The organism is Galbibacter orientalis DSM 19592 (assembly GCF_000260115.1).
In the GTDB taxonomy this organism is placed as follows: domain Bacteria; phylum Bacteroidota; class Bacteroidia; order Flavobacteriales; family Flavobacteriaceae; genus Galbibacter; species Galbibacter orientalis.
The window spans coordinates 3,917,001-3,931,490 of record NZ_JH651379.1 but is presented as its reverse complement, the minus strand read 5'-3'; the positions used below and the strand labels follow the sequence as shown (position 1 = coordinate 3,931,490).

The following is a 14,490-nucleotide window of genomic DNA, read 5'->3' as shown; positions in this document are numbered from 1 at the left end:
AAACTTAGTGTCTTTTAATGAAAACTTGCGCTACTTATTCAGGTTTACTACCGGAAGCGACAAATACACCTCCATAATTAAAACTATCATCCACTTTAAAATTGGAAACCTTCGTCTCTAAATATTGATAGATTGGTCGGTCCACTTCGCCTTTACCGATCCATTTTACAAAATTGCCACGCAAGCTCGGTTTTTCAAGATACCAGTCCAGAATAACAATTCTACCGTTTGGTTTTAAAATTGAAATCATATTGTCGATTATTTTCCGCCATTCGGGTAGCCCTGACAAGCCAAGGTCGCAAAAAACAGCGTCAACAGTAATTTGTTCGTTTCGATAATCAAGCCAATTTCTGTCAATTTTAGTAGCATCGTTTAATTCCGTTTCGATATTCGTCCAACCGTTTTTTTCTATTTTTTGCTTGGCCTTATCAAGCATTCCACTCGACAGGTCAATGCCAATGATAAGTCCTGAGTTGTTCAAATATTCGTTGAAATATTTGAAGTTGACCCCTGTTCCGCAGGGCACGTTTAATACGGTCTGTCCATTTTTGAGTTGAAGCTCTTTGATGGCATAGTTCCTGGCTTTTTTATAATACCAATTTGAGATGTAATCGTAAATGACGGAAAGCTTATCGTAGTAACGAATAGCGTTTTCCTGTTCTTCCTTTGTTCCGTACATTTGAGTTTCCATTACGTTTTTTTATCTGATGATGAACTTGATGTATAAAAATACTCATTTCTTATTTTTCAAGTCATAAATCTGCCTTAGAGCTTCTGACAAAAAAACTTTCAATACTTCTCGGATGCTTTTAATTGTTTCGATGAATAAGTCTTTCATAATCGTTTATTTGAGTAGTTATAGATTCCTTTTAAAATAGCCATCGCCACGGCCTTGACTTTAGAAGGCTGCAAAAAATAGAACCCTTCATCTTCGTTGGTAAGAAATCCAACTTCTACTAAAACAGCAGGGCGGTAATCAACACTTTCCCGTAGCACCTGAAAATTCGCAAACTTCACGCCCCTACTTTTAAAACCCAATTGTTTTTTAAACTCTGTTTGCAATTGAAAAGCTAACCAAGAGGCATCATTTGAATACTGAGATTTAGTATTTGCCACATAAACTTCAATTCCTCTCGCATTCGGATTCTTTGAATGATTGCAATGCAAGGAAATAAATACATCCGTATCTAAACCATTGGCCAATTTAGTTCGATCCGATAACGAAATAAGTGTGTCGTTATACCTGGTTAAATAAATATCCAACGGTGTTTTTGACTTTTTGTTAAGCCTTAAAACTTCCAGAGCGATGTTCAGTACGACATCCTTTTCCTGTACGAAATTAATTCCAACCGCACCGGAATCTTTTCCACCGTGACCAACGTCAATAATTATTCTTTTTTGGATGGCAGTTTCTTGCCCAAAAATGAAGCACATTTTTAGGAGCAAAAAGACAAAACTGACGTTTTTGAACACTTTTTTCATTTTCAATCTTTGAGTTATCAACAACTTGCCTTCCAAAATTCATAAAATTTGATACCAAATAATGGCAACGGAATTCAATTAATACCAAATAATATTTTATTCACAAATATTTGATTTTCAGGTATTTGAATACAAATATATGTACTTTTCCCTTAACGAAAACGAATCAAAAACTTAAACTGTTCCGTTATGAAAAAATCAATCTACTTGGCAACTTTTCTTTCGTTGCTCTCAACATCACTTTTTGCACAAATTGGAGGAATCGAAGATTCAGTTGACGATGTTTCTAGCACAATTAGGACAATTTTTCCAATAATCCTTGGTGTAATCTTCCTGATTGGCTTCCTGTTCAACGCGGGACATTTCTTCGGGGAAAACGCCGATCTCAAAAAAGGGATTACCCGTGTTCTCGTTTTTGTATTGATTGCAGGAGCTGTGGTCGGCATCTTTACCTACCTAATCGGTATCGTGGTCTAAACCCTTAAGAGTGATTTTAAATCAACTGTACCTATGAAAAAGTTCGAGGTCTATAAAAACATCAGGAAACGGGCGGTCATTTTTGGGCTGCCCATATCCCTCTTTGCAATAATGATGGTTTCCATTCTCGCTTCACTATTGGTCATCATCTTCTCGTTCAGCTTCGGGATTATCATTGGCGTATTGCTTTTCAATTCAGCTTTGTATATCGCTTTGACACGGATAACCGGCAATCCACAGCTTTTCCAGATAGCGAAAGCATTCCCTAAAATCATCAGTAACAAAAGAAACTCCGACATCGATTATGAATAAGATTAACCTTTCGGCATACCGACCCATCGCAGATATTCAGGACAATATCATTTTTGCCAACAATGGCAATGTGGTCTTGTGCTATGAAGGCAATTTGCCCGAGATTTATTCCTTGTCCGAAAAAGATTTTGAGGATATGCACGGGGCTTGGTTTCAGGCTTTGAAGTCATTACCCGTGGGTACGGTAATCCATAAACAGGATATTTATTTGAAAAAATCCTACGCTGCGGAACAACTGCCCAATACCACCTTTTTGGGTAAGGCGACCCACGATCATTTTAAAGGGCGCGAATATATGGAACATCGTTGCTACCTGTTCTTTGTTCTTACCAAGAACAAAGCCCTCAACAATCCGAAATATGTCAATCCCTTCCGAAAGGTTTCCAAAAGCATTATTCGGGAACTTGATGATTCCGTACAACGCTTTATCGGATCGGTCAGCGATTCGGTTTCCTTTATCAACAACAGCCGGAGGGTGTCCTTCAGACCATTAAAACCAGCAGAAATCAGCAATCATACAAGCGCCTATTTCAACGGGTTCAATGAAGGCTTTGATACGGATATTTTACTTGAAAGAAAAAATGTCAATATAGGCGAAAATTATTTTGATGCCCTGGCTATCAACAGCGAACTGTGCTTTGGCGAAAGGGTACAGAGTAGCAAGACCAATGAGAAATTCACTTCTGACGATTTTGTGTTTTATCAAGGGTTTATTGATGGTTTAGGGCTTACGCTTAACGAGAACCATATCGTCAACCAAATTCTTTATCTGGACGATAAACAAAAGTGGCGCAAGCTGCTCGATAAGAAAGTAGAGGAACTGAACAAAAGCTCCAATTTCGGTTCACAGAACAAAGTGGTACTTGGAAAGATCCAGCATATTCTTGACCAGATCAATGCGGATGACAATGCCCGGATTATTCGTGGTCATTTGAATATTGTCTATTGGGATAAGAATGCTGCTAACCTAAGTAGAATCGGCTCTAAAATAAAAACTGAGTTTAAGGAACTGGACATTATTCCTTACTATCCACGAGGCGAGGAACGGAAGAATTATATTTTAAACAGCTACTGCTGCTTTTCTTCCAATTTCTAGAACAACGATTTATACGTGACCGATCTGAAACACGCGCTTTGCCTGCTGATCAATAACACCAATTATAAATCGGACGAAACTGGGATCATCTTTAACGACCGCGAGCATAACATTCCGGTATTGAAGGATGTTTGGGATGATCAAAAAAAACGCATCAAGGCCCGGAACTTTGCCATTTTCGCACCCACCGGTGAAGGGAAATCCTTTTTGGCCAATAATATTCTGCGCCAATATTTTGAAAGTGGCGTGCGCCTGGTCATCATTGATCTGGGCGGTTCTTATACCAAATTCGCCAAACTCTATCCAGAACAGTACACCGTCTTGCGCTATGAAAGTGGAAAGAACCTGGGAATCAACCCATTTTACATCAGCGATATCAATGACCTAACACCGGAACGCTTGGAAGATTTATCGGTGTTCCTATTTGAGCTGTTCGCTTCCGATTTAAAAGTAACCAAGGCACAATCTGTTTCGGTCAAAAAGATACTGCGCCATTATTATGAAAGCACTTCAGAAAATCACTCCTTGGATGGATTTTACAATTTCATTGAGCGCAACCAAAAAGACCTTTTGGGTCAACTTAAAATCCATCCTGACTACTTCAATGTTACGGGCTTTTTGCACGTAATGTCGGAGTATGTTGGCGATGGTCTATACAGCTTCCTATTTGAAGTGAGCGAAGACCAGATCTATAAAATCGAGGACAAGCGATTGATTGTTTTTGAGCTGGACGAAGTGAAGGACAATAAGGAAATCCTTTCCGTAATGTTGAAACTGATAAAGTCGGCAATCCAACGAACCATTTGGAAAAACAGAGCTGAAAAAGGCATCATCCTGTTCGATGAATTTGCCAAGCAACTGAAGTTTGAAAACGTACTGGAAAGTGTTGAATTCTACTATCAGGCCATCCGTAAACAGAACGGAGCGATTGGGATTATTCTGCAATCCATCAATCAACTTCCAAATAATTCAACTTCGGCAAGCATCCTAGAAAATACACAGGTTATCTACAGCCTGAACAACGAGAAAGGCTATGCGGAACTTGTCAAGCGGCTTAACCTATCAAGCCACGATTTAAACCAATTAAAATCCATCAAGAACAATCTTTCCGGAAAACGAAAGTACACCGAAATGTTCATCAAGATTGGTAAGGAGAGTAACATTTTTAGGCTTGAAGTTCCCAAGGAAGTATATGCCGCTTATCTCACGGATGGAAAGGAAAATGAAGAAATAATGAAGCTTTTCGAAAAACATCAGGATATGGAAAAAGCAATCACGGAATATTCATCTTAAAATATATAAACAATGAAAACAAAACTCTTAATTCTCGCAATGGCATTACTGTTCAGCTTCAATATGAAAGCGCAAGGAATGCCTACTTATGACAATACCAATTTTATCAGCTTGGTAAAGCAACTTATAGAATCTGGGAAACAGACGGCTCAAATGATAAAGTCTGTAAAGTTCCTAAAAGATGCGAAGGAAAGCATTGAGAAAGTATCAAGCGTGGTACAACAGTTAAGAGCTGTTCAAGAAATTGGTCAGAATAATCAGCGCCTTATCAATGTAATGCAAAATGACCTACAGGATATCCTGAACTCGCCTTACATCAAACCAGATGAAGTTAGCAGAGTTGTGGAATCGTTCGATGCCATAGTTCAAAACTCCTTGGAAACGGTTGACTTTATTGATCAAGTCTTATCAAGTGATTATCTAAAAATGAGCGATGCCGAACGTGCAGAAATCTTGAAAGAAAAAGAACTGGAATCGAAAGAAATGGTTTCGGAAATCACATTGAAAACTAAACGATACCGAGATATAATTTCTTTCCGCAAGATGCAGGATAAAATCAATAATAGGGAAACAGGATATTAATTATGACCGCGGCAATCATTTTAGGGATAGGCTTGGAATACGTTGATACCGTTTTCCAGACCATACAGAACAGCAGCTTCTCACAATATACCATTTCGGGAATGAAAACGCTTGCCGTACTGTTCTTTCTGATCAACATCCTCAAAAAATATAATGAGGGCGTTGCAGATCAGGGTGGTTATACTTGGGGATTAAGTCCAGCGGAACTGATCAAAAATTTCGCGGTCGTTCTTCTGGTCATATTTTCAACACAGATATTGGGCTTTTTTGACGGTATTCTGGTGGCCATCGAAGGACAATATCGGGGAACTGCTCCGGCTTTGTTGCCCTTGCAGATGCAGGATATTCCCATTGAGGAAGAGGTAAATATTATAAAAGCAGCCCAGGCCGCAATGTCTTTGCTTTATGAAGCTTTGGTAACACCACTTTTCGGTTTTAAGATATTTGCCTTCGTCGTGAGTACAATATTATGGATTCTCGATTTGTTCATTTACCCATTATTCCTTGCGGAACGTTTCTTCTTGTTGGGAATAATGCAGGCATTCTTCCCATTGGTCATAAGCCTTGCCGTTTTTGAAAAGTTCCGTTCGCTCGCCTATAACTTTTTCAAATTGTACGCTGCTGTTTATATGCTGGTACCTGCGTTCTTTCTGGTCAATGTATTCGTCAATGCGCTTTATACCGAGATAAATACCAATTTCTGGACGAACTTATTTGGAACTGACGTTGGTAGCGGCTTTTTTGCCCCGGTCGTACAGCTTGGTTCGGTAGGATTTATCGTCTTTCTAAAATTCAAACTTTACCGGCGCGCGACCTCATTTACCCTAAAATTATTTACTGCCTAAAACCCATACAAATGAAAACACCTTATAAAAATATTTACGCAGTCCTTAGAATTAATCGGTTCATCGTCTTGGCCGTTGTCATTTGCTCCGTTTTGTCCAGTTTCTTTGCCGTTTGGATGGTATTCAACATCAATAAAAAAGTCCTGAACAATGCCTTTGCGATCAATACCGATGGAAGTATTATTCCCCTAAAACTCGTTACCCAAAAGGAAAACTTTAAGGTGGAAGCCTTGGCCCATTTGGAACTGTTCCACAATTACTTCTACAACATTGATGCAAGCAATTATGAAAAGAACTTGGAAAAGGCACTTTGGTTGGGTAACAGTTCCGTGGACAATCTCTATCGCCAAAAGAAGGCCGATGGTGTCTATAATCGGTTACTGCAATATTCATTAGTCCAAAAGGTGGTCAGTATCGATTCCCAAGTCGAGGAAAAAAATGGAGTTTACACCTTCAAGACGGTTACCGTATTTGAAATCAATCGGGGTTCGATTATCGATACTTATGAACTGGTTTCCACCGGAAACCTGATTACGGTCGACCGAAACTTCCCCAACAATCCACACGGATTGTTGATTACGAACTATTTTGAAAAATCCCTTAAAAAACTGAACAATGAAAATTGAAAGCCCATAATGGGCATTTAAAAACCAATGATTATGAAGATAGAAAAGAACAAAATAGTCTTTGCAGCGGTGCTTGCCGTAGTATTCATTTTCCTGATTTCCTATTCCATTATGGTTATGGGCAATGATGAAAGTGAAAACGAAAACCTTAAAGAGACGTCGGTTCCCGCATTGGAAGAAGATCAAAAGGAGTACGATTCCAAACTGGATGCCATCAATGATCTTAAGGAAGTGCGGGAAACCAACGCACCAAGCATCTACGATGAAAAGCTGATCGATTCCCTCGGCTTTTACGATCCAGATTTGCCCGAACAGGAAAAGGAACGCATTGTGGATAGTATCTACTCCGCAGGGAAAATCAAGTATTCCGAAAAAAATTATCGGAATATTGGGGTTAAGAAAACTGTTGTCAAGGTCGCAAAAGTGGTTGACTCCGCTGCAATAAAAGCGGAAGAAAAAATTGCTGCAAAGGAAATGGGGCTGGAACACCAGTTGTTTTTTGCTTCCGATCCCAAGGAAAGCACTGTTTCCGTGTCCGGTTCAACGGATGCTGTAATCTATGCCGTTGTAGATGGTGACCAAGTAGTCAAGGCAAATTCGCGTTTGCGGATGCGCCTGACCAAAACCGCCACCATCAATAGCAAACGGATTCCAAAAAACACTCCAATTTACGGTTTTATCAGTTTTCAGCCCAATCGGGTTTTGATTGAGATCGAGAACATTCAACATCAACCCACAAAACTGAAAGCATTCGATCTACAGGATGGTAGCGATGGCATTTATGTGGAAAACAACTTTCGTGCAGAGGTAACCAGCGAAGTTGTAGGCGATATGGTGGATGACATAAACATTACGGGTGTACCACAAGTAAGCGGTTTCAAAAAGATATTTCAGCGCAACCACCGGAACGTAAAGGTTACCGTACTCAACAATTACAGACTAATCCTAAAGCCTAAATTATGACCCCATAATCCCGAACTGAATTCGGGACAAGTAGGGCATTTAAAAACTCACTCTTATGAAAAATTATATTTTTATCTCAATATTTCTGTGCGGTACAGCCTTCGCAAAAGCGCAAACACCTATCACACTCGATACCATTTATGCCAATGACCAAAAGAACGTGGCCTTGTTCTTCCCAGAACCCATACGTCAGGGAATTACGGGATCAGACAATTTTGTATTCACCTACAATCGCGAGAAAGAACAGTATTTTGGATTGCTCCAAGCAAAGCCAGGAATGGAAAGTAATCTGTTGGTGGTCAATAGAAATGGTGCAGTTTTTTCGTATATTGTAAGGTATAAGAAACAGCTTGATAGACTGAATTATTTTATACCGAAGTCTAAAAGCATCGGCAATGAAAAGCCTATTGTTGCTGATTCGACAAAAGTAGTTGTGTTTAAGAAGGAGTTGGGAAATGAGGTCTATTATTACCAAAAATTTTGTTCCTATTTAATTGATCGAAAGCAACGGATTGGTCGTATAAAAAAGCGAAATGAGGGCATCGTTTTAAGTATTGAAAACATTGTTTTTGATAAGGAAGAGCTTTACTTCGTAATCCAGATTGAAAATAAATCTACCTTGGATTACGATCTGAATTTCTTAAAATTATCGGTAGAGACGAGACAAAAGGGTAAAAAGAAATCATTGCAAAGTCTTTATCAAGAGCCTATTTTTAAATATAATCTGCCCACCAAAGTAGTTGAAAATGAAACCGTAAAATTGGTTTACGTGCTGCCAAAATTTTCGATAAGCAATGACCGCAGGGCGGTTTTAGAGATCAACGAAAAGAACGGGGAAAGGCACTTAAAATTAAAAATATCGCATAGATTTATCAATAACCCAAATTAATATCATTATGAAAAGAATAGCCATTTTTTCGTTAGTAGTATTTTTTCTGTCCTGTGCAGGGAAACAAGACCTTTCGCCGAGCGAAACTTCAAAAATCGTGGTGGAAAGTTTCTACAATGAAGATAATACCACCCTAAAAAAACATACCACCCCCGAAGGCTATGAAGGTCTAAAATCGATACAGGATTTAATGGCAGCAGGAAAATCAGGGGATTCCAATTTTAAAATGCTGGAAGAAACTGCCGATGATAAGACCGCTTGGGTAAGGTTTACAACCTCTTATGAGGAAAATCCTGAATTGTTCAAGCTTCTAAAGGTAGATGGTCAATGGAAGGTTACGCAGCAAGGGCCAAGAGAGAAAGGGCCGTTTTAAGGAAAGAAATAGTATAGACCTTCTCCTTTTTAAATTGGTCGTTAATTTTTTCGTCAATGGTAAAACAAAAGTAATTTATGTTATGGGTGGTCTGTTAAATCTTCTATTTTTGCAAAGACAAAATTCAATTTCTAATCGCACCTTTAAAAAACATATTAAATCAATTAGGGCTAATCGAACACCACGCGGTCTATTTTAGGGATAAGGCACTTGGTATTCCTTTCAATGGATTTACTCCAGAAGTAAAACAAAAAATAGACATTATTAATCCTGATGCGTATTATGTTTTTAATCAGCAGCCCTTATTGCTATTTTTTTATCTCGATGAAAATGATCGATCAAATCGGGAGTTAGAAATTCATAAACAGGTATGGTCTTTCGATAACTCACCGGTAATTTTTGTAATTAAAAAACAAGATGTAAAGGTTTATAATGCCTTGAATTACCATAAAAAAGAAAAGAGTCTTGAAGAAATCCCCTTGAGTCCAGAGGAAAGACAGGAGAGGTTTTCTTTTTGGAATCTTCAAAGCGGATCTACGTGGAAATGGCTACAACAAGAATATTTAGAAACTACAAAAAAGAACAAATATAGAAAAAGAGTAAATGAGCGTCTATTTCAAAATATAAGATCGGTTAGGCAAATTTTAATTGATGAACCTAATGGACTTACCGAAAATGAAGCGAACTCTTTAATTCTCCGATTAATTTTTATTCGTTATTTAATTGATAGAGGGGTTAAAATCGATGATGAAGAAATAAGAGGTAATTCCTTAGACGAGAAAAGACTTAGTTTTAGTAGAATAATACAGGAACCAACTAAACTGGATAACTTATTCAGCAGGCTCAATAAAAATTTCAATGGTGTTTTATTCAAGGAAGTCAATATTAAATTAACTTCAAAACAGTCTCAATTCCTAGCGGATGTTTTTAAAGGGGAAATACAAGAACAGGGCGCAATATTCGAGGGGTATTATTTTCATATTTTTGATTTCTCAATTATTCCTGTAGAAGTAATCTCTGGTATTTACGAATCATTAATTGATGAAGAAAAAAGGAAATTGGACGCAGCGGTATATACGCCTCCTTTTTTAGTAGAATATGTTTTAAATGATACGGTCGATAAATATTTAGCGAATAGCACTTCTTCTTCTTGTAAAATATTCGAAGTAGCTGTAGGTTCCGGTATTTTTTTAGTTCAGTCTTTGAGAAAGATGATTGAAAAAGAAATCGACCTAAAAGGAAAAAAGAATAATAAGGATTTTAGCAAACGCATTCGAAACATTGCCAAAGAAAATCTTTACGGAATCGATATTAATCCAGAAGCTTTAAAAGTAACCTGCTTCTCTATATATATTGCTCTTTTGGATTATCAAAGTCCAAAGGATATCGAAAAATACCCTTTCCCAAACTTCTTGGGAGAAAACCTATTTGAAGCAGATTGTTTCGACTTAGACCATCAATTTAATGAAGTAGTCAAAAAGCAAAAACCGAATTTCATATTAGGAAATCCTCCTTGGAAAAAGGATAAATCCCTTAAGCATTTAAAATGGATCAATTCTACTAAAATTCATAATAGAAAGATTACGGGCAAATTAGAAATTGCACAATCTTTTTTATTACGTTCGCAAGATTTTATGCAACCGGATACTGTGGCAGCTTTAATAGTAACCAGTACAATTTTCTATAATGTTTCAACCACTACAAGGGAATTTAAACATAAATTCCTGACATCTTTCTGCCTAGATAAATTTTTAGATCTTTCACCCGTAAAACAAACTCTTTTTGAGCAGCAAGAGAGCCCAACTTCTATAGCTTTTTATCGCCTAGCTAATAACAAAAATTATCTGGAAAATGTTGTCGAACATTTAAGCATAAAGGTTAATTCATTTTTAAAATATTTTAAAATGCTAGTCATTGAGAAGTATGATAACAAGAAAATCTCTCAGAGACATTTTCTTGAAAATGATTGGATGTTTAAAGTAGCGCTATATGGAAATATTTTAGATTTTGGCCTTATTAAAAGATTAGAGTCACAAAATGCTTTCAAAATATCAGACTTGGTCGATGGGGATACTTTATATGGAGGTGCCGGCATTTCGAGGGGAAAAGATGCAAAACCTTTTCCTAATATGATTGGAATGCCAATAGTTGAAAATAGCGAAATAAATGAATATTATACCCAAGTTGATAAGGCCAACACATTAGAAGAGTCAGACGTCAATCTTGCACGTGGAAGAGAAATAGATATTTTTAAAGGAAAAAAAATTCTATTAAAAGAGCAAAGTAAGAATTGGAACAAACCAGTTATATCTTATTGTGATTCAGATTCTGTATTTCGAAAAGGAACTTTTGCAATCTCTTCACTTAATGAAGAGATTATTAAACCTCTGTATGGGTTACTTATTTCAGAAATGGCCACCTATTATATGTTTTTGATTGCTAGTGCCTGGGGCGTTGGAACTAGACCTGCTATTCGTTTTGTGGATGAGTTTTTAAAAATACCGTATAGGGAACCAGGTAAGGGTTTAAAAAATGATCTCATTAATTTGGTGAATAAATTCCTGAATCCATTCAAAAAGCATTACTCAGAATTTAATTTAGGCGAACCTGAGTTTGACGATTCTGTATTTTCTCAAATAAATAAACTAATCAATGAAGTATATGAGATTAAAGAGTATGAAAAAGATTTGATAGATTATGCTTTAAATGTTTCGAGATACCAATTTCAAGAAAGCAAACAATATTTAGTAATAGATTTTACACAACTTAACCCTGAGCATTATAGAAATAGAGATCTTGTTCTAAAAAAATATGCAGAAGTTTACCTGAAAGAGATGGGCGATCTTTATAATGCTGAATTTATCCAAATTGAAATTTATCCTTTAGACCACTTTATTGCAATGAATTTTGTGTTTTTGAGCAAAGAACCCAAAGATAAAATTATTTATCCGCAAGATAAAAATAACGAAAAAGAAGTGCTTAGAAGGTTGGCGAGTAATCTTAGTATTTCTCAGATTACCAATACAAAGGACCCTTCAAAAAACCTTTTCATTCAAAAAGATATTAAAGGCTTCGAAACTAATTCATTTTATATCATTAAACCAAATGAATATAAATGTTGGCATCGTGCCCTTGCTTGGTATGATGTTGCGGAATTCAGAAATACAATTGAGCAGGCAGAGTTGAACAGCTTAAGTAGTGAGATTAATGATTTCTGATGCCTCCCAATTCATACAGCATAGAAAAGATACTTTTTCTATTACCAACAAAAGAATAACGCAGATAATTTCTTACGTATGCGAATGCTATGAAATTTGTGTCAAGGATAAAACAGTAGCCCCTTATTCTATCAGTACGGTCGCTCAGAATAGTACACTGACCTTCGAGGATTTTCTAAAATTTGATTTAATAGATAATTATCTCAACGTCAACAAACATCTTTTTAAAGAAAAGGTCACTGAATTAGAAGAAATTCACTTTAGTGCTGAGACTCAGGAAAGGTATATTGATCTAATTGATTCTAAGCAAAAACCTGACAAAATAGATATTTATGTTGATAGGTTGGGGCTTCAAGATGAATGGATGTCTCAAAATAATCAGGTTTATTTTGCTATAGAATGCAAACGCATAAAAATATTATCTGACACCAAAGCTTATATTGGGGATATAAAAAAAGTAACCAATCGAAATCATACAAATTTGAGGTTACCTTTTGAGGGGCAAATCGCGTTTATCGAGAATATAAAGCTAGATCATACAGTTGTAGCGAAAAAAGCCAATACTATATTAAGTGAAGATTCAGAGATACACACGCTTCAATATCTGAAATTTCAGAATTTCCATAGTACTTTTAAAGCTACATATAGTTCTATCCACACTAAAAATTTTGGAAGAAATGAATCATTTTTGGTATATCATTTATTATTGGATTATACTAAAATAGTAATGAGTTAAATTTATGATTTAATTTTTGAATATAGACTTCGCCTCCTTATAAACCCGTTCAAAATTAGCCTCTAAATCAGCCGGGGTAAATTGCTTTGATTCCTCGGGAAGCTCTCGCTGAATCTGCTGCAATTTAAACTGTACCTTTTTATCCTTTCCGTCGGCATAGGTAATAAACTCGCCCTGTTTTAATCTGAAGAAAACATCAGCGCGTATTTTGGGTATTTCCTTTTCCCCAGTGGTAACCCTTGTATCAAAATCTAAGTTATGCCCACGGCTCACGCTTTTGGTCGGATCCTTTATAATCTCAAAAAAGCGTTCATAATATTTTGCAGTGTCCGGGTCGTTGACCTTTCCAAAAAACTGATAGGAAAGATTGCTCAATATCGCCTTGCTTGCCTTATCCCCGTACATCATATCGTTCTGTATCTTGTCCTGCATCACGTAAATCGTAGCAATATCATAACTCCTCAGGGTTGCCGGAATGCGGTGCATATTCAATAAGCGTATGGTAGGCGCTTCTTCCATCAACAGAAAAGAAGGTTTGGAATTTCGCACACTCATTTGTTTGGTGATCGTATGGATAATGGTTGCAATAACAGGCGAATAAGAAGTTTCAAATTTGGGATTGTTTACCACCGAAATCACAGTTGGATTTTCAGAACTATTTATATTGAGTGGCACTTCATCCGCAGATAAGGCCATAAAGATGCGTTGGGTGCTGATCCGCTTGAGCGCATTGGCCAAGGTGCTTTTAACCCCTGCGGTCTGTCTCTCAGAATCCTTACCGCTGATAAAGGCATCTGCCATTGCCCGTGATGTCGTATTGGTTTCCAAAAACTGGATGAGGCTGTCCGTATCTAAATACTGATAGATGGCAATCAAATGAGGCAGGGTACAAAATTCAGGATAAGAGGTTTTCAGCTTCCAAATCAATCCACCGATCAGTCCTTCGGCAGCATCATTGAAGAATTTGGTCGTGCCACTCGTGCCGGATTCCCTTTGCTCCAAAAGGTTCTCGATCAGCACCCGGGAAACCTCGTTTACGCTTTCCTCGTTCTCTAAATACCGTGGGGCAACAGGATTTACCCTGTGGATGATTTTATCGAAGGAAATAACCTTAAACGGAATATCGCAATCCTTGAAAAGCGGATAGGCCATTTCCGTGAGTTCAAAATCTTTGTAGTCGTGAATGATTCCGCAAAAGCCCTCTTTTTGGAAATGCTTCAGGAAACCATAAACCACGCTTTCGGTCTTGCCACTTCCGGCAGATCCTATGATGGATGCCCCTCTTTTTACGTTTTCGAGTTTGAAGTTTCCCTTGCTCGTTGCAAAGCTTACACGATACTTGCTCTCGGCATTTTTAGGTTCATCCGTTTTGTGCAGAAAAACGTACAGTCCTGTATTAATTAGCATCAACGGACAAACCAGAATCAATGAAATCAAGATTAAGTCATTGCCACTCGATAGGTAAAACACCAAAATCCCAAGCAAAATCCCATTTAAAATAAAGGCATAACGCGTCAATCTGTACAGCATATAAAATAGCGTGCTTATTAAGCCAATAATTAAGAGTGTCGTTGTAAGATTATCCAGTTGCATAACAA

General features: G+C 37.3%; 13 protein-coding genes and 1 pseudogene. 10 read left to right on the top strand and 4 right to left on the bottom strand.

The window, feature by feature from the left end:
- Positions 1–34: 34 nt before the first annotated feature.
- On the bottom strand, positions 35–691 hold the full coding sequence (locus JOOMADRAFT_RS17080; RefSeq protein ID WP_008615584.1) for a class I SAM-dependent methyltransferase: 657 nt from the start codon (positions 689–691) through the stop codon (positions 35–37).
- A 143-nt stretch (positions 692–834) separates the two neighbouring features.
- Positions 835–1,482, bottom strand: coding sequence for an N-acetylmuramoyl-L-alanine amidase family protein (locus JOOMADRAFT_RS17075; RefSeq protein WP_008615583.1), 648 nt, complete (start codon positions 1,480–1,482; stop codon positions 835–837).
- A gap of 189 nt (positions 1,483–1,671) precedes the next feature.
- Here JOOMADRAFT_RS17075 and JOOMADRAFT_RS17070 point away from each other — a divergent pair, with 189 nt between their 5' ends.
- Positions 1,672–1,959: a hypothetical protein gene (locus JOOMADRAFT_RS17070; RefSeq protein ID WP_008612775.1), complete on the top strand. Its 288-nt coding sequence runs from the start codon at positions 1,672–1,674 to the stop codon at positions 1,957–1,959.
- A 50-nt stretch (positions 1,960–2,009) separates the two neighbouring features.
- On the opposite strand, the gene JOOMADRAFT_RS20770 is transcribed toward JOOMADRAFT_RS17070, so the two are convergent.
- A complete protein-coding gene (locus JOOMADRAFT_RS20770; protein WP_157136703.1) occupies positions 2,010–2,258 on the bottom strand; it encodes a hypothetical protein in 249 nt (82 codons plus the stop codon).
- A gap of 5 nt (positions 2,259–2,263) precedes the next feature.
- Here JOOMADRAFT_RS20770 and JOOMADRAFT_RS17060 point away from each other — a divergent pair.
- The 9 genes and pseudogenes from JOOMADRAFT_RS17060 to JOOMADRAFT_RS19755 all read left to right on the top strand — a co-directional run bounded on the left by JOOMADRAFT_RS17060 (position 2,264) and on the right by JOOMADRAFT_RS19755 (position 12,892).
- Positions 2,264–4,660, top strand: a pseudogene (locus JOOMADRAFT_RS17060) (TraG family conjugative transposon ATPase).
- A gap of 12 nt (positions 4,661–4,672) precedes the next feature.
- Positions 4,673–5,242, top strand: coding sequence for a hypothetical protein (locus tag JOOMADRAFT_RS17055; protein ID WP_008615582.1), 570 nt, complete (start codon positions 4,673–4,675; stop codon positions 5,240–5,242).
- A 2-nt stretch (positions 5,243–5,244) separates the two neighbouring features.
- On the top strand, positions 5,245–6,087 hold the full coding sequence (locus tag JOOMADRAFT_RS17050; RefSeq protein ID WP_008615581.1) for a hypothetical protein: 843 nt from the start codon (positions 5,245–5,247) through the stop codon (positions 6,085–6,087).
- Between the two features lie 11 nt (positions 6,088–6,098).
- Positions 6,099–6,713 carry a conjugal transfer protein TraK gene (locus JOOMADRAFT_RS17045; protein ID WP_008615580.1) on the top strand — a complete coding sequence of 205 codons (615 nt, stop codon included), beginning with the start codon at positions 6,099–6,101 and terminating at the stop codon, positions 6,711–6,713.
- Between the two features lie 33 nt (positions 6,714–6,746).
- A complete protein-coding gene (traM, locus tag JOOMADRAFT_RS17040; protein WP_008615579.1) occupies positions 6,747–7,676 on the top strand; it encodes a conjugative transposon protein TraM in 930 nt (309 codons plus the stop codon).
- A gap of 55 nt (positions 7,677–7,731) precedes the next feature.
- Positions 7,732–8,565 (top strand): DUF4138 domain-containing protein, encoded by an 834-nt coding sequence (locus JOOMADRAFT_RS17035; RefSeq protein WP_008615578.1) that lies wholly within the window; start codon positions 7,732–7,734, stop codon positions 8,563–8,565.
- Positions 8,566–8,572: 7 nt separating this feature from the next.
- Positions 8,573–8,938 (top strand): hypothetical protein, encoded by a 366-nt coding sequence (locus tag JOOMADRAFT_RS17030; protein ID WP_008615577.1) that lies wholly within the window; start codon positions 8,573–8,575, stop codon positions 8,936–8,938.
- A gap of 305 nt (positions 8,939–9,243) precedes the next feature.
- Complete coding sequence (locus JOOMADRAFT_RS17025) at positions 9,244–12,156, top strand: Eco57I restriction-modification methylase domain-containing protein (RefSeq protein ID WP_241077787.1); 2,913 nt, start codon at positions 9,244–9,246, stop codon at positions 12,154–12,156.
- Complete coding sequence (locus JOOMADRAFT_RS19755) at positions 12,146–12,892, top strand: hypothetical protein (RefSeq protein WP_008615570.1); 747 nt, start codon at positions 12,146–12,148, stop codon at positions 12,890–12,892. The genes JOOMADRAFT_RS17025 and JOOMADRAFT_RS19755 overlap by 11 nt, the downstream gene beginning before the upstream one ends.
- 9 nt (positions 12,893–12,901) lie before the next feature.
- Here JOOMADRAFT_RS19755 and JOOMADRAFT_RS17015 read toward each other — a convergent pair whose 3' ends face one another.
- Entirely contained in the window at positions 12,902–14,485 is a 1,584-nt protein-coding gene (locus JOOMADRAFT_RS17015) for a type IV secretory system conjugative DNA transfer family protein (RefSeq protein WP_008615568.1), read from the bottom strand.
- Positions 14,486–14,490: the final 5 nt, after the last annotated feature.